The organism is Legionella nigrisilvae, assembly GCF_977063395.2.
In genome coordinates this window covers 301,712-322,165 of the sequence record NZ_CDRUGZ020000027.1, presented here as the reverse complement: position 1 = coordinate 322,165, position 20,454 = coordinate 301,712, and the positions used below count along the sequence as shown (strand labels likewise).

The window sequence follows — 20,454 nt, the reverse complement described above, 5'->3', positions numbered from 1 at the left end:
ATTTATTAACCAAGCAAGAAAAATTAAGTGGAAGTAGTATGTTAATAACCCGAAATTTTTTTAAATTTCTATCAACCGAAAGAGGAAAATCAAGTTATGAGTACAGTTGAAGAGCGTGTTCGCAAAATTGTTGTTGAACAACTAGGCGTTAAAGAAGAAGAACTGAAGAATGATGCATCATTTGTTGATGATTTAGGTGCTGACTCTTTAGATACTGTGGAATTGGTTATGGCCCTTGAAGAAGAATTTGAAACAGAAATTCCTGATGAGAAAGCTGAAAAAATTACCACGATTCAAGAAGCGATTGATTATATTGAATCAAATTTAAATAAAGAAGAAGCATAATATTTGCTTGATCTCTTTCTCTCCTACATGTATGTGGGAGAGGAATGAGAATGTTTTACGAGGAGCTTTCATTGAATAAGCGGCGTATAGTGATTACTGGTATGGGTATGATTACCCCTGTCGGTCTTAATGTAGAAGAAACTTGGCAAAATATATTAGCAGGTAAAAGTGGTGTTGTTTTGGCAGATGAATTTGATGCCAGCGAATACAGCACACGCATATGGGCTAAAGTTAAGAATTTTAATATTGAGAACTATGTTCCACTTAAAGATGCGCGTAAAATGGATGTATTTACCCAATATGGCATTGCTGCGGCTGATGAAGCAATGCGTGATTCGGGCTTGAAGATTGACGCAAATTTATCAAATCGTATTGGTGTAGCAGTGGGTGCAGGTATTGGCGGCATCCAGACAATTACCAATAATCAGGATAAACTGGTGGCGGGCGGTCCCCGCAAAGTTTCTCCTTTTTTTATTCCGGCAGGTATCATAAATATGGTTGCTGGACAGATTTCAATTAGACATCAGCTCAAGGGTCCCAATATTGCTGTTGTTACTGCGTGCACTACTGGAACTCATAATATTGGTCTTGCTGCACGTATGATTGCTTATGGTGATGCTGATGTTATGGTATGTGGTGGCGCTGAAATGACCTTAACTCCACTATGCCTAGCAGGATTTTCTGCAGTTCGATCTTTATCTAAACGTAATGATGAGCCCGAAAAAGCATCTAGACCTTTTGATAAAGATAGGGACGGTTTTGTTATGGGCGAAGGGGCGGGCATTCTTGTATTAGAAGAATATGAACATGCGAAAGCTCGTGGTGCAAAAATTTATGCCGAACTGGTAGGGTTTGGTATGTCGGGTGATGCTTTTCATATTACTGCTCCTGATGATGATGCTGATGGTGCCGCTCGAGCGATGGAAGCCGCCATACATGATGCAGGTATAGATCCTGAGCAAGTTGATTATATCAATGCACATGGTACTTCGACTTATCTTAATGATTTAAATGAAACAAAAGCAATTAAGCGTATATTTAAACAACACGCTTATGATTTAGCTGTGAGTTCTACAAAATCAATGACAGGTCATCTACTGGGTGCGGCAGGAGCTGTTGAAGCTATATTTAGTATTTTAGCAATTAGAGATCAAATCGCTCCCCCTACTATTAATTTAGATAATCCAGATGAAGGGTGTGATTTGAACTATGTACCCTACACACCTCAAAAACGAGCTATTAATTATGTTCTTAGTAACTCACTCGGTTTTGGTGGAACAAATGGTAGTTTACTGTTTAAGCGTGTGTAAATGACATTTCCAAGACATAAAAAACTAACACTATATGTTGTACTGTTTTTTATGTCTTTTTTTATCTTCTTTTTGATTGCCTATATTCAAATTACTAAACCTATTGTTCCTAAGCAGGGTTCCCCGGTTATTATTACTCTAGATCGAACAGCCACTGCCTCACAGTTTGTAAAAATATTAAAAGATAAAAATTTAATCAGCTCCAGTTCAATGCTTCTCATGATGATTCGTGCTTCAGGCTTGTCTTCACAGCTCAAAGCAGGGGTATATCAAGTAACACCCGGTGAAACCGCAATGCAATTAGTTCATCGAGTGGTAGCAGGAGATGTCTTAACGCAAAATTTTACAATTATTGCAGGGACAACCCAGCAAAAAATTTCCCAAGATTTACTCAAAGCGGCTTATTTGAATTATCATCCACAAGATTGGAATTCAATCAAAGACGATCACCCGAATGCTGAGGGATTATTGCTTGCTGACACATACCAATATCGGGGTGGAAGCACTGGTAAAAGTTTGTTAGAACATGCACATCGTAATTTAATTAATTATTTGAATTTAAGTTGGGCCAACAGAGAATCAAATTTGCCCTATAAGAATCCCTATGAGTTACTAATAGCGGCCTCAATTATCGAAAAGGAAACCGCTGTTCCACAAGAGCGGAAGCTAATTTCCGGGGTAATGATCAACCGCTTAAATAAAAAAATGCCTTTGCAGATGGATCCGACCGTTATTTATGGTTTAGGGGCGGCCTATACTGGAAAACTATCTCATAATGATTTACTAATCGATTCACCTTATAACTCATACCATTATCGAGGATTACCTCCAACCCCTATTGCCATGGTAGGAAAAGAGTCATTAGATGCTGCAGCCCACCCTCAATTATCCAATTATTTATATTTTGTTGCTAAAGGGGATGGAACTCATCAGTTTTCTGAAACTTATCAACAACAAAAGCAAGCAATTAATCAATATAAACGGAAGGATTTCTAATGTTGTCTTCAACCGGGAAGTTAATTGTTATTGAAGGATTGGAAGGGGCTGGTAAGTCCACTGCGATAAACACGGTTATAGAACTGCTAGCAAAAAGAGATATCAAAACGCTAACAACACGAGAACCAGGTGGCACGGTTCTAGGTGAGATTTTGCGTGATTTGATTAAAAATCCAGAATACAGAGATACTTTGGATGATCGAAGCGAATTGTTATTACTTTATACAGCCAGAATTCAGCTTCTTGAAGAAGTTATTAAGCCTTCATTACGGCAAGGAATATGGGTTATTGCGGATCGATTTGAACTATCCACTATGGCATATCAAGGTGGTGGAAGAGGATTAGATCAAGAGATGATTAATCGTTTATCTTCTTTTGCACTGCATGGATTTAAACCCGATTTGACTTTATATTTGGATATTACTCCTGAAGAAGGAATGAGGCGCGTTAAATCCAGAGGTGAAGTGGATAGAATTGAGCAGCAATCGATTGATTTTTTTCATCGAGTCCATGAACGCTATATTCATTATGTTGAGTTGTGTGATAATACCGTAACTATTGACGCACGACGCCCATTGCAGGAAGTCAAACAATCCATTCAAAATGCAATGAATAAATTTATAGAGCAGCAGTAATGACTCACGTTAATGAACTGCAGAGCCTTTCTTCTCTGGATGAAAAGAAACGCTATCAATCACAGTGGACTCAGATTCAATCTGCATGGGTCAACAATCGTATACCTCAGTCGATGTTATATGTAGGATCGTTTGATCATGCCTTTAATGATTTAATCAGAAAATTAACTCAGTTGTTTTTCTGTAGAAAGAACCAAAATGAACCTTGCCTTGAATGTGCTGATTGTCAAATGGTTGCTCGCGGCGAGCATCCTGATGTGAAATGGGTTAAGCCAGAAAAAAATGGTGGACCCATTAAAATTGATCAGATCAGGGAACTACAAAGTTACGCCTATTTAACTCCACAGCGGGCTAAGCATCGGTTGATTGTAATTGAATCGGCCGATCGCATGAACACTGCTGCTGCAAATTCCTTACTAAAGATTTTGGAAGAACCCGCGCCCCAGACCATTTTTTTACTTTTAGCCCGGCAATTAAGTACCGTATTACCAACAGTTTTAAGCCGATGCCAGATAGTCCGTTTTGCTTCGCCTGATAGTGCATTACTTAATAATTTTTTACGATTGGCTGAGTATTTTCCGGAAGAATCTGATCATGCAATAATTATTAAACACTCTGAATCTATTTTAGGTGGAATAATTGATGTATTGGAACAAAAGGAGCATCCAAGTGCGGTTGCAGCTCAATGGAGTCAGTTTGAATTTGGCGTATTACTGTGGTTTCTCTATTTAGTCTATGCGCAGCTCCTAATGATGCAAATTAATGGGGCAGCAGCTGCTGGCCCCGCTATAAACCAATTAAACCATTTAATGCCTAAAATAGATTCCGTAACGATTTTTTGCCAAATTGACAAAATAAATACATTGCAACGAAAATTAAGCCATAATATGAATGTAAATCAAACTTTAGCATTAGAAGATTTATTGTTAGGACTTCATAATAAATCTAATATGTTTCCATAAAAATGCATACATAATTTGATTTTATAGGAAATCCAGATGTATAAGGGAGATCTATGATGGATACTATACAACAGATTAATTGCTCGTTTCCTAATGAATCGACTCTTTATAAGGCTTATATGCCTTTTTTGAAAGGAGGCGGCCTATTTATCCGTACGGACACGAATTATTTATTTGGTTCAATAGTTAAACTCTCAATTAAATTAATGGATGAAGATGAACTCCATGTAGTTGAGGGTAAAGTTATTTGGATTACTCCTAAAGGAGCGCAGGGTAATAAAGTGCCAGGGATTGGCGTGCAATTTATTGGAGAAAATAGCCGCTATGTATGTAATAGAATAGAGACCTATTTAGCAGGCATGTTAAAATCTTCCCAGTTAACAGATACCATGTAAGATCAATTCAATCTGGAAAAAACGTTCTTATTTTATACTGAATTGATCAAAATTTTATGAGGTCATTCCATGTTAGTAGATTCGCATTGTCATTTAAACTTTCTTGATCTAACTGATTTTAATAATGATATGACTAATGTCTTGGCACAAGCAAAAGCAAATGACGTGCAGCATTTTTTATGTGTTTGTGTTGAACTCAATGATTATCCCCACCTAGAACGTCTTGCCGCTGAATATCCTAATATCAGTATTTCTGTAGGGGTCCATCCAAATACGGAGCTGGACTATCCAGTTACCTCACAAATGTTATGTGATTTAGCACTGAATCCAGCGTGTATTGCGATAGGTGAGACGGGATTGGATTATTATCGAACCCATACGGAAGAAGCGCGAGAGATCCAGCGTGCCCTTTTTAGAGAGCATATTCAGGCTGCTTTAAAATCTTCTAAGCCATTGATTATACATACTCGTCAAGCGGCAGAAGATACCATAACCTTAATGGCAGAGGAAAATGCGCAACAAATTGGTGGAGTCATGCATTGCTTTGCTGAAAGTCTGGATATAGCATATAAAGCGATTGATTTAAATTTTTATATTTCATTTTCAGGAATTGTTACTTTTAAAAATGCAACTGCACTTCAAGAAGTGGCACGAAAAGTGCCTTTGGATAGAATACTTATTGAAACCGATTCGCCTTATTTAGCACCCGTACCTTATCGTGGCAAACAAAATCATCCTGCTCTTGTAAAGTATGTAGCTGAGGCAATATCTGAGCTTCGTAAAATGTCCTACGCTGAGATTGCTGAAATTACCACAAATAACTTTTATAATTGTTTTAAATTGTAGTGTGTGTAGTCTGGATGAATTGTCTGGGTGCAGCAAAACGGAACACGGGCTTTCCTTCTCGTCATACCAGGCCTCGCTTCATTGCATCCGGGTACATCTAGTTGTTTCTAATATAATTGAATGATGAAGTGAGGACCAATTAATGACTTTATACATAGGTTTGATGTCCGGAACAAGTATGGATGGTATAGATACCGCGCTTGTTGATGTGTCAAAAAATATACTACATTGTGGAATCACTAAAAAATACACTAAAGAAGTCAAGGCCCATATAGATAAGACGCTTTCTGGCTCAGATTTAAGTCTCGCTGCGATCTGTCAATTAAACACCTTAATTGGAAGAGAATTTGCGAATGCCGTTAATGAATTATTGCAAAAAGTAAAATTATCCCCCAGTGATATTTCTGCTATAGGAAGCCACGGTCAAACACTATGTCATAATACCAATTGCACTATTCCATATACTTTACAGTTAGGTTGTGCGCATACTATTTCTGAATTAACTGGAATCACCGTTGTTGCAGATTTTAGAACTCGGGATTTAGTGTTAGGTGGACAAGGGGCTCCTTTTGCACCTATTTATCACCAACAATTATTTCATGATGCAAATAACCATATCGCTGTAGTAAATATAGGGGGTATTGCCAATATTACATTTATTAATCCGAATAAACCTATTAAAGGCTGGGACATAGGACCTGGAAATTGTTTAATGGATGCTTGGATTATGAAATATCAAGGCACATCCTATGATAAAGATGGCGCTTGGGCCCAGCAGGGAGAGGTGATTGAACCACTTTTGGAAACCTTAATGGCTGATTCGTTCATTCGTTCGTCAGCACCCAAGAGTATAGGAAAAGAATATTTTTCATTATCCTGGCTAGAGGAGTATTTAAAAGAAGGTTTTCAACCTGTAGACATTCAAAAGACTCTCCTTGCATTTACTGCTAAATCAATTGCACATACAGTATTAAATGAAGAAGAACCGATTAAAAAAATTTATTTATGTGGTGGAGGGGCTCATAATCTAGCTTTATTGCAAATGCTTGCCCATTTATTGCCTCAAACCAGTGTTATGAGCATTGCTGAAGTTGGTATGAGTCCCGACTATTTGGAAGCGATGATGTTTGCTTGGTTGGCAGCTCAAGCGATTAATCGAATTCCAGTGGATTTACGTACCATTACTGGCTCACGACGCCCTGCAATTTTGGGAGCAATTTATCCAGTAACTAAATAATTTAAAAGAAAAACTTTGGGTGCGGCGCAGCAAAAAACCGGTCTAAACCTAAAACTTGCCCAATATTATCTTTTATATGTCTTTTATGTACTAAGAACGTATTGACAACATAAATACGTATAGGCTTAAATGTTGAATTTCAAACGGAGTGACCTTAAATTGAGCGCACATTATACAGATAAAACACATCAAGGAGCGAGCACGAATCTTGCAGCCGCTTATTTTATATTCTTCCTTGCCGCATCTTTTTATTTATATGAATTTATTTTGCAAGTAGCACCCAGCGTTATGGCTGAATCCATGATGAAAACTTTTGGGGTTACTGGTCAAGGGTTTGGGGTCATATCTGCTTTTTATTTTTATGCTTATGCTCCAACGCAATTACCAGCAGGTGTATTATACGATCGATATGGCCCCCGTAAACTAATGACCTTTGCAATTATTTTATGTGCCCTAGGGTCAGCTTTCTTTGCATCAACGGATAGTGTGCTCACGGCGTGTATTGGAAGGTTTCTTATTGGAATTGGTTCTGCATTCTCATTTATAGGGGTTTTGGTTCTTTTATCACGTTGGTTTCCTCCTTATTATTTTGCTATTTTGGCAGGAGTCGCCCAATTGATGAGTTCAGTAGGAGCTATATTTGGTGAGATGCCGCTTGCTTATTTAATTCAAGCAGTTGGATGGCGAAATGCAAGTTTTATTCTTTCGATTATTGGTTTCATTTTAGCAGCCTGTTTTTGGCTGTATATACGAGATTATCCACATCAAAAGAGTCAATCAGTTCCTCAACATTACTTGCGGGATGAATGGAAACGACTTCTTGCTGTATGCAAACATAGTTATACCTGGATAATAGGATCGTATGCATTCACTATATGGGCCCCCATCGCCGTGTTTGCGGCACTCTGGGGTGTTCCATATTTACAAGAAAAATTCCAAATAAGTGTGGTTGCTGCTTCTGGATTATGCAGCATGATTTGGATTGGAATAGGCGTGGGTAGTCCTCTTTTAGGATGGTTTAGTGATAAGATTGAAAGTCGTCGTATTGCTCTGATTATTAGTGCAATTTTAGGATTACTTGCAACGTTGATTCTCTTGTATTTGCCAGGCTTGTCTTACGGATGGACACCTTTTATTCTCTTTGTTCTCGGTTTAGGGGCAGGTGGACAAACGGTGAGTTTTGCCGTGGTCAAAGAAAATAATGCTCCTGATCTGGTGGGTACTGCTTCTGGTTTTAATAATCTTTCCGTAGTGATAGGTGGTGCCATATTTCAGCCACTAGTAGGTTATATATTACAGCACACTAACTTATGGCATGTAGTGAATGGGGCGCATGTATATAGTGTTGCGAGTTACCAAATTGCCTTAGTGGTAATGCCAATATGCTTTCTAGCCAGTTTGATCATTGCAAGCTGCATACTCAAAGAGTCTCATCCAGCACGTAAGAAGCATTAACCTTTATTTCCCAACTCATTTTTCACTTAAAAATGAGTTGGTTTGTTCTCAAGATCCTAATTCAAGGTTGCAAAAAGGATCCAACAAACTCGAGGGAGATGTGTCCTTTTTTTCTTTGGGTGCAAACCATAATAAAGCACATTTTTCTTTATAAAAAATATAACTTGCTTCATTTAATCGACTTAAATATTTTAGCTTTGCATAGGCTTCATAGCATCCTTTTTCATGGGCAACCCGATTAAACTTCTCGTCAAAAGCTTTCAACTTTGCGGCTAGAAATTTAGCTGCCTCTGAACCGGACCAGGAACTGGTTAAGAGCGTAGTAATGTTATTAGGCTGAGTAAAAATATGATCCTCAAAAGAGTCAAATAGAATGTCCCATAAACTTATTGCTTCAAAAGAACCTTTAATTTGTGATATGTTTTTAACAAATTGGCAAATTGTGGGTGAATGCAGCTGTAAAATACCTTTCTTTCGTGCTTCCTCTAAAAGGTAAAACTGAATGGAGTGAGCCCACTTACCATGCTTGGGGCCTGCACCTGCATCAGCAGATAGATAACCATTTTTTAGTAAAACGTTATTAAATAGGTCAGCTGTCAATTCACCATACAAAACGGGTGTATGCTGAGGGTATTGGAATTGGGGACTGGTTTGGAATTCTGTACTAATGTCACGAGAATCCGGGGTATTAAAATGATTTTTACTGCCCCATTCATCAAAAAATTGGCGTAAAGATTTTTTGTCGTGTTGGGTAAATGCAAAATAGGTTGATACAAATTCTTCCAACCCTTTGTATATAAGTTCTTCATTGCAAAAAAACTTCCAAATGGCAATCACATCTTCTTTGAGAGGAGTATCTAACTCTGAGTAACCCAGATCTAGTAAGCTTTGCTCGTAATTATTTGTATCTTTTTTGCCTATTTGTATGAGTTCAACAGTCATGTTTTTTATTCCTTTCAAATATGACCTAATGGTCCTTGCTTTAGATACTTAGATTGCACAATGAAGTTTGGAAGTAAAAAAGAGTTCTCTAGGTATTAAATTTGATACTAATCATTTATTGGCATATATGTCAAATGATTGATCTTATGGTGTTTAATTGGATCCGTGAATGCAATGATTATACTGTTTGATACCTAATAACAAGCAAAAGCTTTTATGCCAGTATAATAGCGCGTAACGTTCCAGCGAATGCCGGCGGTAAATGGTTGTCTTCACCTGGAGTAGGTATGTATGAAAGTGCCGGTTCAATATAGATATTGGGGATTAATTTTGCTTGATAATAAATTTGATACATTAATTCAGAGGAGCGATTGGTGATTCTATGGTTGAGCCAAGCAAGAGAAAATCCTGCACCTAACGAGTCACCTTCACGATTTGCAATAAGTCCAAATAAGGTAAAACCAGCACCAATAGAGCGGGTCATGGGCAAAACACTAGAATTATTAATACTCAATTGATAAAACGCAGAAACACCACTGATATCATATCCAGGATGCCGATACCATAAACGTTGGGAACCAAATAGATAAGCCCCTGTCGCTCCCATTTCGCAGAGGTTGTGTTGACGTATTAAACCGGTCTGATGCCATACCCCTATTCCTGCTGTGCCAGGGCGATGGTTTTTACCTATAGTCCAGGCGCCACCCGTTTCACCTACTTGAAAATAATTTCCATTGAATGTTGGTCCACTTAAACCGGTTTGTTTACCACTTGCTAGATTGCCATCATATATGCCGTAGGAAAGATACCATTGATCAATCGGAGCCCAAGTCGTAGTAATGCCGTAAGCCGTGTTCGTGTAGCCAGGCATGACACCATCTACAGCTGGGTTAATAAAAATTGGAGTATAAATTAGGCTCGTTACTGCAGGAATATTGGGTTCATCAGAGCGGAGAGGGGCAGGCTTGATTACATTATTAAAATCAAGGGTGGTAATTGTTTTTCCAATTCGTACAAACATTTTTTTATCAAAAAGTTCTTGCCTGTACCAAAGAGCATAAAGTTCTGATCGATTAAAAGGATACACATCAGGTAATGAGTTATATCCTTGAATAATGCCTGCTTGAGCATTAGTATTCTGGGCATTTTGTTGCAGAAACTGAGCGCTAAATAATCCTCCCTTCCATCCATTGAATTGTTCCGTGTCCACCGTAAGATCTAGTAAAAATACGCTGTTTGAGGTGATACGATCAGCATCCGGTATTCCTCCTGAAAACAACTTATTGGTGTCCCCAATCCAGGCCCCTTGAACCATAATTCCATGATTATCTTCAATACCTAGTTTTTTCTCTATATAACGTTGAATTGCACCCGACCCTGTAGTCACATTGACTGCAGCGGGGTTTGAACTGATACTGGAGCTATTAGGTACGGCCGTGGGTTTCGTTGCTGTGGGAATAGTTTCTGAGGTTTTTGCATTCACAATATCAATGCAATTTATAAGAATAAATAAGATAAAAAAAATTAATCTGCTCATAATTTTTCTTTTAAAAGCATTAATATACATCCATTTATAACATCATTCACCATATACTTTTCTAAACTTAGATTCAATATTTTCTGGCCTAAAACCAACCTTAATACCGTGAAACAAATACCTACAACTAATTTTCTCAAAGAGTCTTATTAAAAAAAGATGAAGCAGTTTTTAATCATTTAAAGACAGTAACGGTTACAAAAAATGTATCGAATTCTTAATTAGACAGATTGAAAGTAGGAACATATTCCTTTTGAAAGAAATTTTTAAGCTTGCAGTTTAAATGGTCCACAAGCTTAAAAAGATTATATTGCTAACAGCCAGCTCCAGATACCAGTATTGCTGCTGCAAGTTGGTCTTGGTTTAGGGTATAAGTTTTATTGGGGACAATATCGACCCAGTTCGTAAGTAAATCAGGCTCTTTTTTATCAGTTGACCAGACAAGCACTCTGAAGTAATGGGCTTGATTAGGTAGACCGAGCGGGATTTGACCTTGTTGCGAGAGAATAATTATGGAACTTAAGTCTAATTTGAAACCATTGACAATGGCTCTATTACTCTCCTGAATGGCCTCAGCGGATGCTTTCCATTGTACTGCAATTTTACCTTGATTGTTTTTTGTAGGGTAATTTGTTTTATTATCAAGCACAATTTGAGTAGCTAAGGCCGTTGAAGCCATAAAGTACAAGCATAAATAAACTAAAATTTTATTCATTTATTTTCCCTAAAGGTTATTCAACAATTTTGCCTTCTTGGGGCACACATGTTGTATTCTCATCGCTCTTAGGCCTTGAGAGAGGAAACTTGCCTTCGGAGCTCAGCGTGCTCATTTTTCCATTATGTATGAAGGCCTCTTTAGGAATATGAACAGCTACATTTTTAATAACATTAACTGCTTCAGGAATTTTGAAATCACCCACCATACTTAAAAATTGATAACTTTCCTGTGGTGAGAACCCTTGAGTACGTACTAAAAAGTCAATTGCATTCTTAGAGGCAAGCTGCATGGCTTCAAATAGATTTTCATGTAAACCCATTATTATCCATTCATCCGCGTTTTCAACAATAGGCCAGGTGAATAAGTTACTACCATTTCGTTTGGTTTTATCAAATACTCCTTCGGCTTTTAAATCTTTTCTTACAATAAACTGCAGGGTGATACCTTCATAAGAAGTCTCGAGTGCTGTGACATCAATTTCTCCATTACTTTGCATCGCATGGGAATCACCGGTCCAAACTAAAGCACCTTTTTGAAAAACGGGTAGGTAAAGAATGGATCCTGTTTGCAGACTCGGTTGATCGAGATTTCCTCCAAAAGGACCTGGAGGGACGGAGTTGAATTGTCCTGGAACAGGTTGTCCCATATGCGTTTCTAAATTCACGGGCCAGCCATCAGGCCAATCCTTGGGTGGGGCTACCGCGATAACTCCCGGAAAGGGTTTTAGGCGTAAGCAAATACCTTTGGAGAATTCGGTGGTATTTCTCTCTTTATTATATTTGAAGTACATAATTCGTGGTTTCGTAAATTCTGATAAAATACCTTGTGTGGGACTTAAAAAATTGTATCCAAAATCATTTAACTTGATATCTAAAACTCGAATTTCGAGAACATCTCCTGGCTCTGCTTCTTCAATATAAACAGGGCCGGTTAAGCTATGCATACCCCGTCTTTTTTGAATGTCATATTTTGTATAAAATTTTGCAATTTCAGCCGGTGTGGTTTTATTAAAGACCATTTCATGCAAGCAACTGTTCCAAGTCTCTAAAGACACCGAATCCCCAGAGTGAACTTTAACGGCAGGTTTTTTATCAAGTGAAAAAAGACCAAGAGTTACGGTATCTTTTGTGGCGGGGACTCTATATGTTTCTGCCGAAACAGTAGAGAACAATGCGGTTGCAATTAATAAAGAGGATATCTGGATTGTCTTTAGCATGTCTTATCCTTAAGAATGGGTGTTGGCAATAGTGTATCGGATAACTTAATAGATTTAATATGAATTTTATAAAAATTCAAGTCAGTCCAATCAAGCTTGCGAAATCAATATTTAAAAGCATGGTTTCTTATGCCTGACTATTTAGTCCCATCCGCAATCGGATTTTTAGGTAGAAAAGTTAATGCTATAAATATCAAGAAGATAAGCTCGATTGCATTACAATAAAGTCCAAAATGAAGATTATTATGATGCTTATAGAATAGGTTAGCTCCTTCTGTTCCTATCGCGCCAACAACCATAACGCACAGGCTAACAAGAGCTGAAGCTGTACCCTTGCTTACAGGGGTTACAAAGAGACAGTATCTGTTTAAAGGCGCATTGATTATGCTCAGTGAAAAAAAATAAATAATCGTTCCAGGAAGCAAATAATAATAAGCATTCCCGAACAAATAAGGAAGCAAAGAAGTTAAAAATGCTCCCACAATCAGAATAATACAACCTAGAAAAACTATTTGTCTAATACTGTATTTATACGTCAGTTTATGTAAAAACCAATTGCCTAAAATGGTAGCGCCAAATACGGGAAGTTGCCAAAGCCCATATTGAATTACTGTAAGTTTTGCCTCAACAATAAGAATAATGGGTGCTAACGCAATCCAAGCAATACAGTGAATGCCCACTGTACCTGCCGCTAAAGTACCAAAACAAAATGCTTTATTAGTAAACAAATCTTTATAGTTCTGCAGTACTTTGTTTGCTGAGAATTTAGTTTTTGGAATTAATTGACCATTCCTCTTGATTTGACCTATTGGTTCAGGCATATAGCGCCATAATCCCCATAATACGACAAGAGCACTTAGCGCAATGGTCACAAATATGTAGCGCCAAGAAGTGTAATGGATTACCAGCGCTCCAATAAGAGGACCAAGTAATGGGGCGAGAATTGCAACATTCGCCATAATTGCAATTAAGCGAATCGCATCCATTTCTTCAAAGATTTCTTGAATCGTCGCATAACCGATTACACCAATAAAGCATAATCCCATACCTTGGAAAAAACGCGCAATTAAAAATTGATTCATTGAATTGGAGCACGCTATAAATAAAGTAAAAATAAAAAATAGAAATGCACCAAGAAGCATCATCGGCCTGCGTCCATAGCTATCAGATATGGGTCCTAAGAAGATCTGTAAACTTGCGCCTCCGAGTATATAAACGCTTAAAGAAGTAGCTACCACAGATTCCGGTGCATCAAAAGAACGAACAACTTGAATCATGCCCGGCATGATCATGTCGTTTGCTATATAAGTTAGAAACTCATACATGACAAAAAAACAGGTAAATATAAGCGCCTGTTTTTTTGTTATAGGAATAAGGGGGTCAGTCATAGCAAGAGCCCTTGTTGTTTATTTTTTTCTTTAAGTGTGCTGTCTTGTAAATCTGTGTCTAAATTTTATATACTCGTTTGATGTTCAATTTTCAAAACAATCTTATGAAATGGCATTTTTTTGGCGAAGATAGTGGCAAACCGAGAATTAATGAACATTTAATGATTTACATTCTTAGTCTACTTGATCCAACTTCGCAGTTCAAGGCGTCCTTGGTAAATCATAAATGGAAAAAAATGGTCGATTTAACTCAAAAATACATGAGTTTATTGCCAACAATTCATCGCATTCCAATGCTTTCTGAAGTGGGACTTGATGTATTAAGATTAAAATTAATGTCAGGTGGCATGACAAATATTGTTTATAGGGTACAAACTGAACAAGATTACTCTAAATACCTTGCAAAAATTCCTGGGATCAATCCAGTTATTATTGAACGTAAAAAACCGCAACGGTGGGTATTAAGAATTCCGGGAGATGTATCGTTATTTTCAGTATCGCGTAAGGATGAAGCAAAAAATGCTCATAAGGCATCAATATTAGGACTTAATGTTCCTATAGAGTACGTTGGACCGGATGGCTTACAACTTACTAAATTCATAGAGGGAGTTCAGAATTTAGATAAGGAAACATTACAACGAGATGGTATATTACAAACCTTAGCTGGTATGGCAAAAAAACTTCATGCCTCAGAACGCTTTGACAATGATACTGCTGTGTTCGAGCGTAATGAGCAATTGCTCCAACAATTAAAACTTAAAAATTTTGCTTTTCCTGAGAAAGTTGAGTTTGTAATAGAACAAATGTCTTATTTAAAGAAATTATTTTCTTCTTATAAAATTGAAATGTGCCCATGTCATAATGATTCGACGCCTTTAAACTATATGAGGGCAGTTGAGGGAACAAACAAGCAAGAAAGGTTCTATCAAATTGATTGGGAATACTCAAGCAACAACGATTTTATGTGGGACCTTGCTTATTTTGCTATAGAATCGAAACTCAGCAAAGAACAAGAATTAGCTTATTTAAGTGCATATTTCGGTAAAGAAAAGCCCTCAGATTCAATATGGGCATGGTATACCGCTTATAAACCTGTTGTAGAGTGGTGGATTACTCTTTGGTCTTGGACCCAACTAGCAAATGAGGCAAAATCAGTAAGTATGGATGAATATCGAAACTTAGGGATAGAGCGTTTTGCAAAGACTGTGGAGAATTTGCAAAGCAAAGGATATAAAGATGCATTAAATATTATTGAGGCAGATCGTTTGGAAAACACTTTTGACGGTCATCGGCCTTTCTGAAAATCAAGTAGTTTTGGGGCAGCTCAGCAGAACCTGGGAATATAATATCTCTCATATCCCCAGTTTTTTTTCGCTGTCGCCAAGCGAAAACATCTACTTTCGACTGTTTTATGCCATGTTATTCAAAAATTCTTGTAGGTGTGTTTTTTCTTGCTCGGATTTTAAATATATTTTGAGTAATTCCAGTGCATGGTTATATTCATCATTTTGAAGCACACCGCGCATTAATTCAAATCGTAAAAAAACACAGTAAGTATTGAGTACATCTGTTTCACAATAGTCACGAATACTTTTTAGTTGTCCTAATAAATACTGTTCCCATACTTTAGAACCACTCATACCCATTTTCCCAGGGAATCCAAGCATGCTGGAGATTTCATCCAGCGGAGCAAAAGCTTTATTTTGATATCCTGCAATTACATCCATGAGATCAAGATGTCGGTAATGAAAACGACTTAAGTAATTGTTCCAACGAAAGTTCTGTTGATTTTCACCGACTTCCCAATAGGTAGGGGCGGTGATCCCGTGTACCAATGCGCGGTAATGTAACACAGGCAAATCAAAGCCACTGCCGTTCCAGCTGACTAATGTTGGGGTATGTTTGTCGATTCCAGAAAAAAACCGGGTTATTAGGTCTTTTTCATCAGAGGACTCATCACCTAAAGACCAGACTTTTATTTGCGAACCATGACTCATAACTAAAGAAATAGCACATATTTTTTGTAAATAATGAGGTAAAAAATCGTTACCTACCTTAGCGCGACGTAATGCAAACATTGCATCTGCAGTATCTTTATCAGATAGTCCATGCAAATCATATAAATTCCGGCCAGCTTCAATATCTGGAATTGTTTCTATATCAAATACAAGAATGGTCATTGGTTCAGCTTAACTTATTATGAATGAACTATATCTTAACATGGGGCAAAGCAGCGAAATAGTAGTTTATTTCTTAGAAACAATAGCATATTTTGAGTTTGTCATGATAATAATCACGGCAATCACGATGTGCGCCCAGAGCATTTATAATGATGTTAGTGCTTATATATTGGCATATTATTGGGTAAATTAATTGATTGAGGTTATAGATTCCTTTTCAACATAACACTTCGTTATGTTAAGATGCGTTCCATAAAGACGTCTCTAAATATACTTAATTAACAACTTTGTACCGATATGAATCATTTAAAATCTCAAGCAGAAAAAATTGAATTTGCTAAAGCCAGAATTAATAAATATAGAACGGAGAATAGCTTTATTCATCCTAGTGTTAGTATTCCAGAACATGTCATCATTGGAAAAAATGTAATTATTCATGAACACTGTACTTTAGGAACCGACGGTTTATATGTCATTGCAGATGAAAATGGGGATCTGATAACTATGCCCCATATTGGCAAATTAATTATTGAAGATAATGTTGAAATACAAGCGTGCACCAATATCAGCAGGGGCTTTACTGGGGATACTATTATTGGCAAAGGAACTAAAATTGCGGCACATTGCCACATCGCTCATGAAGTTAAGATCGGCAAAAATTGTATAATATGCGCTCAAGTTGTTGTTTGCGGCTTTGTCAGTATCAGCGATAGAGTCTGGATAGGCCCAAATTCTTGTTTAAAAGAGCTGATTAAAATTGGTGAGCACGCATTTATCGGCATGAGTAGTAATGTAATTCGCGATGTCGAGCCAGCACATGTTATTGCTGGGAATCCCGCCAAAATACTTCGAAATAGCAAACCGTCTCACTTAGAACATATATTTGGCGAAAAATATTGATCTAAGAAATAAAATCAGGACAGAACATCTTAAATTAAACCCTCTTGCCTGTGATAATAATGCAGGCGTAGATTGTAGTTAGCAAATTTGTTAAAATGATCTTTTTATTGTTTGGTTGCTCATGGACGCATTATTAAAAATTAAGAAGTTACGCATCGTATTTTTGTTGTTTACTTTTTTTCTTACTGCGTGTGTTAGTCATCCCCCTGCAGATATAAACAACGTATGCAGTATATTTAGACAGCATCCAAAGTGGTATAGAAGTGCTAAGGATGTTGAGCGTCGATGGCGGGTTCCTATTCCCGTCCAAATGGCTATTATCCATCAGGAATCCAAATTTAATGCTCGAGCTCGGCCACCACGGAAAAAACTCTTTTGTATCATTCCTTGGAAACGACCTTCGTCAGCATATGGGTACACCCAAGCATTACATGGGACCTGGAGTCATTATAAACAAAATTGTGGGGGATGGTTTGCTTCCCGTGATAATTTTGCTGATGGTGTTGATTTTATTGGTTGGTATGCGAATGAGGCTTATAAAAAAGCAAGAATTCCTCGCACAGATGCTTATGCGCTATATTTGGCCTATCATGAAGGTATAGGTGGCTATCAACGTAGAACTTATTTGAGAAAATCGTGGTTAATTCCTGTTGCACGTAAAGTGAAAGCACGTTCTCAACTTTACGCAATGCAACTCAATTCGTGTAAAAGATCATTAAAATCACGATTTTGGTTTTAAAATTAGAAAGGTAGCGGCTTTGGATTGATAATTGAATCGATGGCTGCATTTGAATTTGTATAGGTTAATAAGTAATAATATATACAGTTATTAAAACTGATATAGATCACTAAGGAGTTTTTAATGCGATTAATGCTTTTGGGTGGGCCGGGTGCAGGAAAAGGAACCCAGGCTTTGCGTTTGATTGAACGTTATCAAATTCCGCAAATCTCCACTGGTGACATGCTGCGTGCAGCTATTGCACAGGGAACGCCCTTAGGACAAAGTGCTAAAAAAATTATGGAAACAGGTGGTCTAGTATCTGATGAGATTATTATTGGATTAGTTAAAGAACGTTTAAAAAAAAGTGATTGTGCTAACGGGTTTCTTTTTGATGGTTTTCCTAGAACAATTGTTCAGGCAGATGCCCTGAAACAAGCTGGAATTTATTTAGATCACGTTATTGAAATTGCTGTAGATGATGAAGAGATTATCAAGCGAATTAGTGGACGTCGAATCCATCTCCCTTCAGGTCGAGTCTATCATGCTCAAAACCATCCTCCTAAACGAGAGGGGATAGATGATGTTACTGGTGAGCCTTTAATTCAACGTGAAGATGATAAAGAAGAGACAGTAAGAAAACGTTTAGAAGTATATCGCAGTCAAACTGCACCTCTAGTTCACTATTATAAATCATGGGCTGAGAGTGGTGATCCTAGTGCTCCAGAGTTTCATAGTATTTGCGGTACTGGTGATGTAGACGACGTTTTTCAAAAAATTGTTAAGTCGATCGAAATTAAGGAAGCAATATGACCAGCTTCAATGTATCCAGTGCAGAATTCCAATCTTTAATTGACCAAAATAGCATTGTGTTCATTGATTTTTGGGCTGACTGGTGTGCTCCCTGCAAACAGTTTTCTAAGGTTTATGAGCAGGTGGCTGAGCAGTTTCCAAATATAAAATTTGCGAAAGTTAATATTGAAGTCGAACAACAATTGGCTGATTTCTTTGAAATACGCTCGATTCCTCATCTGATGGTATTCAAGGAAGGAATAGTCATTTATTCAAATGCTGGCAGTATGCCAGCTTCGACTTTAAAAGAGTTGGTTGAACAAGCAGTAGCAGTTGATGTTAGTGCAATAAAAGCGGAACTTCAACAGCAGGAAAAGAAGTAACTCGTGATAAGTAAGTAGCGAGTTCTTTCTTGCCTTTTTCATCAATTATCAAATCGAGTTTGGTTCTTCGTTTGAGTATATCATCGCAGTTTTGAGCCCACTCTTCCAATATCAAATAATCAACCTCGACTTGATACAGGTATGTACAGTATTTCTTTCCTAAGGATTCTTGATTTTTACAAGAGGCAAGAAATAGTTCCATTCGACTTCCATATGTATATAAATAACGATTAAGTAAGTTTGGATCCATCCAATTATATTTATTTTGAGCATAATCTACATATTGCGCAAAATTCATATTCTCCAAAATGGCCCCGGGGAGGGGAGTTGAGGCTGTAAGTGAAGAACCAATTTGTGGAAAGATTGAATTAAGCTGATCTATAACTTCTTCCGCTAATTGACGATAAGTAGTAATTTTACCGCCATAAATTGTAACGATCGGTGCAGGTTTAAGGTGGACCTCATAGGAATAGTCGCGACTTAAGGCTCTGGCTTCCTTATTCTCTTGAGCAAGCAAGGCACGAACGCCACTCCAAGTATAGAAAATATCTTTTTCAGATATCGTGCATTTAAAATATGAATTAACCAGATCTATTAAATAATGAATTTCTTGATTGCTAATCCTAGCCTCATTAGGATTTTCTGTTAATGGGATATCGGTTGTGCCTATCATACTAAACCCATGATAAGGGATGACAAAGATAATACGGTTATCTTGATGTTGTAATACATAGGCGTGATTACCCTCATAAATTTTGGGTACAATAATATGACTTCCCTTAATTAAACTAATTTTTTTCCGATCGGGAATATTAGTGAGCTCTTCTACTGATTTTACCCATGGTCCTGCTGCATTAATTACTGATTTAGCATAGAGGGTGTAATTTGAACCTGTTTTAGGCTGTATTGTTAATTTCCACAAGTTATTGACTACTTCAGCATGAATTACTGTTGAATGAGTTCGTATGCTAGCTCCATGATTTTTGGCTTGTAGGGCATTAACAATAGTTAAACGAGCATCATCAGTAACTGCGTCATAAAATAGAAAACCCATGTTCAGTTTATCGATAAGGGAGGAGAAATAATCCTTTTTACTCTTCCTAGAAATCATTTTGCATTTAGGTAAACGGTTTTTACCGCTTAAATGGTCATAAATAAATAACCCTAAACGCAAAAACCAAGCAGAACGCATGTGTTTTTCATAGGGGAGAACCAGGGGTTGGGGATGTACTAAATGGGGTGCAAGGTCTAAAAGTCTTTGTCGTTCATTAATTGCTTTTTTAACCATGCCAAATTCAAAGTTTTCTAAATACCTTAATCCACCATGAATAAGCTTGGTGCTACTGGAAGATGTTTTCGAGGCTAGATCATCCTGCTCAAAAAGTACCACGGATAATCCTCTTAATGCTGCATCTGCAGCACAACCACAGCCGTTGATGCCGCCGCCAATAATTGCAACATCAAAAACCGAATTCATGTTTTGGTCTCCAGAAAAAAAG

21 protein-coding genes are annotated in these 20,454 nt (G+C 37.5%); 14 read left to right on the top strand and 7 right to left on the bottom strand.

Going from position 1 to position 20,454, the window contains the following annotated elements; all coding sequences use genetic code 11:
• Nucleotides 1-96: 96 nt before the first annotated feature.
• From acpP to ACWTE2_RS18655, 9 genes are all read left to right on the top strand, one after another.
• The gene (gene acpP, locus ACWTE2_RS18695) at nt 97-345 is read left to right on the top strand and encodes an acyl carrier protein (protein WP_003631752.1); all 249 of its coding nucleotides are present in this window, start codon (nt 97-99) and stop codon (nt 343-345) included.
• A 71-nt stretch (nt 346-416) separates the two neighbouring features.
• Nucleotides 417-1,655: a beta-ketoacyl-ACP synthase II gene (gene fabF / locus ACWTE2_RS18690; RefSeq protein WP_454784425.1), complete on the top strand. Its 1,239-nt coding sequence runs from the start codon at nt 417-419 to the stop codon at nt 1,653-1,655.
• The gene (mltG, locus tag ACWTE2_RS18685) at nt 1,656-2,651 is read left to right on the top strand and encodes an endolytic transglycosylase MltG (RefSeq protein WP_454783851.1); all 996 of its coding nucleotides are present in this window, start codon (nt 1,656-1,658) and stop codon (nt 2,649-2,651) included.
• Nucleotides 2,651-3,286 carry a dTMP kinase gene (gene tmk / locus ACWTE2_RS18680; protein WP_454783850.1) on the top strand — a complete coding sequence of 212 codons (636 nt, stop codon included), beginning with the start codon at nt 2,651-2,653 and terminating at the stop codon, nt 3,284-3,286. Before mltG ends, tmk begins: the two co-directional genes overlap by 1 nt.
• The gene (locus ACWTE2_RS18675) at nt 3,286-4,248 is read left to right on the top strand and encodes a DNA polymerase III subunit (RefSeq protein ID WP_454783849.1); all 963 of its coding nucleotides are present in this window, start codon (nt 3,286-3,288) and stop codon (nt 4,246-4,248) included. The genes tmk and ACWTE2_RS18675 overlap by 1 nt, the downstream gene beginning before the upstream one ends.
• 56 nt (nt 4,249-4,304) lie before the next feature.
• On the top strand, nt 4,305-4,643 hold the full coding sequence (locus ACWTE2_RS18670; RefSeq protein WP_454784424.1) for a PilZ domain-containing protein: 339 nt from the start codon (nt 4,305-4,307) through the stop codon (nt 4,641-4,643).
• A gap of 69 nt (nt 4,644-4,712) precedes the next feature.
• Nucleotides 4,713-5,489, top strand: coding sequence for a TatD family hydrolase (locus ACWTE2_RS18665; protein WP_454783848.1), 777 nt, complete (start codon nt 4,713-4,715; stop codon nt 5,487-5,489).
• 142 nt (nt 5,490-5,631) lie between these two features.
• On the top strand, nt 5,632-6,726 hold the full coding sequence (locus tag ACWTE2_RS18660) for an anhydro-N-acetylmuramic acid kinase (RefSeq protein ID WP_454783847.1): 1,095 nt from the start codon (nt 5,632-5,634) through the stop codon (nt 6,724-6,726).
• 159 nt (nt 6,727-6,885) lie between these two features.
• A complete protein-coding gene (locus ACWTE2_RS18655) occupies nt 6,886-8,181 on the top strand; it encodes an MFS transporter (protein WP_454783846.1) in 1,296 nt (431 codons plus the stop codon).
• A gap of 48 nt (nt 8,182-8,229) precedes the next feature.
• Here the strand turns inward: ACWTE2_RS18655 and ACWTE2_RS18650 are convergent, their stop codons facing one another.
• The 5 genes from ACWTE2_RS18650 to ACWTE2_RS18630 form a co-directional block, all read right to left on the bottom strand.
• Nucleotides 8,230-9,123 carry a LirA/MavJ family T4SS effector gene (locus ACWTE2_RS18650; protein WP_454783845.1) on the bottom strand — a complete coding sequence of 298 codons (894 nt, stop codon included), beginning with the start codon at nt 9,121-9,123 and terminating at the stop codon, nt 8,230-8,232.
• Between the two features lie 214 nt (nt 9,124-9,337).
• Nucleotides 9,338-10,660 carry a carbohydrate porin gene (locus tag ACWTE2_RS18645; RefSeq protein WP_454783844.1) on the bottom strand — a complete coding sequence of 441 codons (1,323 nt, stop codon included), beginning with the start codon at nt 10,658-10,660 and terminating at the stop codon, nt 9,338-9,340.
• 313 nt (nt 10,661-10,973) lie between these two features.
• Nucleotides 10,974-11,375: a hypothetical protein gene (locus ACWTE2_RS18640; protein ID WP_454783843.1), complete on the bottom strand. Its 402-nt coding sequence runs from the start codon at nt 11,373-11,375 to the stop codon at nt 10,974-10,976.
• A 16-nt stretch (nt 11,376-11,391) separates the two neighbouring features.
• Nucleotides 11,392-12,594, bottom strand: a complete 1,203-nt coding sequence (locus tag ACWTE2_RS18635; RefSeq protein WP_454783842.1) for an acetamidase/formamidase family protein — start codon at nt 12,592-12,594, stop codon at nt 11,392-11,394.
• A 137-nt stretch (nt 12,595-12,731) separates the two neighbouring features.
• Nucleotides 12,732-13,982 (bottom strand): MFS transporter, encoded by a 1,251-nt coding sequence (locus tag ACWTE2_RS18630; protein ID WP_454783841.1) that lies wholly within the window; start codon nt 13,980-13,982, stop codon nt 12,732-12,734.
• 104 nt (nt 13,983-14,086) lie between these two features.
• On the opposite strand from ACWTE2_RS18630, the gene ACWTE2_RS18625 reads away from it, so the two are divergent.
• A complete protein-coding gene (locus tag ACWTE2_RS18625; RefSeq protein WP_454783840.1) occupies nt 14,087-15,283 on the top strand; it encodes a phosphotransferase in 1,197 nt (398 codons plus the stop codon).
• Between the two features lie 108 nt (nt 15,284-15,391).
• Here ACWTE2_RS18625 and ACWTE2_RS18620 read toward each other — a convergent pair whose 3' ends face one another.
• Nucleotides 15,392-16,162 carry a 3'-5' exonuclease gene (locus tag ACWTE2_RS18620; protein WP_454783839.1) on the bottom strand — a complete coding sequence of 257 codons (771 nt, stop codon included), beginning with the start codon at nt 16,160-16,162 and terminating at the stop codon, nt 15,392-15,394.
• Nucleotides 16,163-16,459: 297 nt separating this feature from the next.
• Between ACWTE2_RS18620 and ACWTE2_RS18615 the strand changes: the two genes are divergently transcribed.
• From ACWTE2_RS18615 to ACWTE2_RS18600, 4 genes are all read left to right on the top strand, one after another.
• Nucleotides 16,460-17,062 carry an LbetaH domain-containing protein gene (locus ACWTE2_RS18615; protein ID WP_454783838.1) on the top strand — a complete coding sequence of 201 codons (603 nt, stop codon included), beginning with the start codon at nt 16,460-16,462 and terminating at the stop codon, nt 17,060-17,062.
• Between the two features lie 121 nt (nt 17,063-17,183).
• Nucleotides 17,184-17,801 (top strand): transglycosylase SLT domain-containing protein, encoded by a 618-nt coding sequence (locus tag ACWTE2_RS18610; protein ID WP_182390784.1) that lies wholly within the window; start codon nt 17,184-17,186, stop codon nt 17,799-17,801.
• Between the two features lie 123 nt (nt 17,802-17,924).
• The gene (adk, locus tag ACWTE2_RS18605; RefSeq protein ID WP_454783837.1) at nt 17,925-18,593 is read left to right on the top strand and encodes an adenylate kinase; all 669 of its coding nucleotides are present in this window, start codon (nt 17,925-17,927) and stop codon (nt 18,591-18,593) included.
• A complete protein-coding gene (locus ACWTE2_RS18600; protein ID WP_454783836.1) occupies nt 18,590-18,955 on the top strand; it encodes a thioredoxin family protein in 366 nt (121 codons plus the stop codon). The genes adk and ACWTE2_RS18600 overlap by 4 nt, the downstream gene beginning before the upstream one ends.
• Here ACWTE2_RS18600 and glpD read toward each other — a convergent pair.
• Nucleotides 18,912-20,432 (bottom strand): glycerol-3-phosphate dehydrogenase, encoded by a 1,521-nt coding sequence (gene glpD / locus ACWTE2_RS18595; RefSeq protein ID WP_454783835.1) that lies wholly within the window; start codon nt 20,430-20,432, stop codon nt 18,912-18,914. The genes ACWTE2_RS18600 and glpD overlap by 44 nt on opposite strands.
• Between the last annotated feature and the right edge of the window lie 22 nt (nt 20,433-20,454).

Bases quoted from the DNA above. Each gene is read 5' to 3' on its own strand.
- ACWTE2_RS18635 (WP_454783842.1), bottom strand. From the start codon at position 12,594: ATGCTAAAGACAATCCAGATATCCTCTTTATTAATTGCAACCGCATTG.
- glpD (WP_454783835.1), bottom strand. From the start codon at position 20,432: ATGAATTCGGTTTTTGATGTTGCAATTATTGGCGGCGGCATCAACGGC.
- acpP (WP_003631752.1), top strand. From the start codon at position 97: ATGAGTACAGTTGAAGAGCGTGTTCGCAAAATTGTTGTTGAACAACTA.
- ACWTE2_RS18610 (WP_182390784.1), top strand. From the start codon at position 17,184: ATGGACGCATTATTAAAAATTAAGAAGTTACGCATCGTATTTTTGTTG.
- ACWTE2_RS18675 (WP_454783849.1), top strand. From the start codon at position 3,286: ATGACTCACGTTAATGAACTGCAGAGCCTTTCTTCTCTGGATGAAAAG.
- ACWTE2_RS18615 (WP_454783838.1), top strand. From the start codon at position 16,460: ATGAATCATTTAAAATCTCAAGCAGAAAAAATTGAATTTGCTAAAGCC.
- tmk (WP_454783850.1), top strand. From the start codon at position 2,651: ATGTTGTCTTCAACCGGGAAGTTAATTGTTATTGAAGGATTGGAAGGG.
- ACWTE2_RS18640 (WP_454783843.1), bottom strand. From the start codon at position 11,375: ATGAATAAAATTTTAGTTTATTTATGCTTGTACTTTATGGCTTCAACG.
- mltG (WP_454783851.1), top strand. From the start codon at position 1,656: ATGACATTTCCAAGACATAAAAAACTAACACTATATGTTGTACTGTTT.
- ACWTE2_RS18660 (WP_454783847.1), top strand. From the start codon at position 5,632: ATGACTTTATACATAGGTTTGATGTCCGGAACAAGTATGGATGGTATA.
- adk (WP_454783837.1), top strand. From the start codon at position 17,925: ATGCGATTAATGCTTTTGGGTGGGCCGGGTGCAGGAAAAGGAACCCAG.
- ACWTE2_RS18645 (WP_454783844.1), bottom strand. From the start codon at position 10,660: ATGAGCAGATTAATTTTTTTTATCTTATTTATTCTTATAAATTGCATT.
- ACWTE2_RS18665 (WP_454783848.1), top strand. From the start codon at position 4,713: ATGTTAGTAGATTCGCATTGTCATTTAAACTTTCTTGATCTAACTGAT.
- ACWTE2_RS18670 (WP_454784424.1), top strand. From the start codon at position 4,305: ATGGATACTATACAACAGATTAATTGCTCGTTTCCTAATGAATCGACT.
- ACWTE2_RS18630 (WP_454783841.1), bottom strand. From the start codon at position 13,982: ATGACTGACCCCCTTATTCCTATAACAAAAAAACAGGCGCTTATATTT.
- ACWTE2_RS18620 (WP_454783839.1), bottom strand. From the start codon at position 16,162: ATGACCATTCTTGTATTTGATATAGAAACAATTCCAGATATTGAAGCT.
- ACWTE2_RS18625 (WP_454783840.1), top strand. From the start codon at position 14,087: ATGAAATGGCATTTTTTTGGCGAAGATAGTGGCAAACCGAGAATTAAT.
- ACWTE2_RS18650 (WP_454783845.1), bottom strand. From the start codon at position 9,123: ATGACTGTTGAACTCATACAAATAGGCAAAAAAGATACAAATAATTAC.
- ACWTE2_RS18600 (WP_454783836.1), top strand. From the start codon at position 18,590: ATGACCAGCTTCAATGTATCCAGTGCAGAATTCCAATCTTTAATTGAC.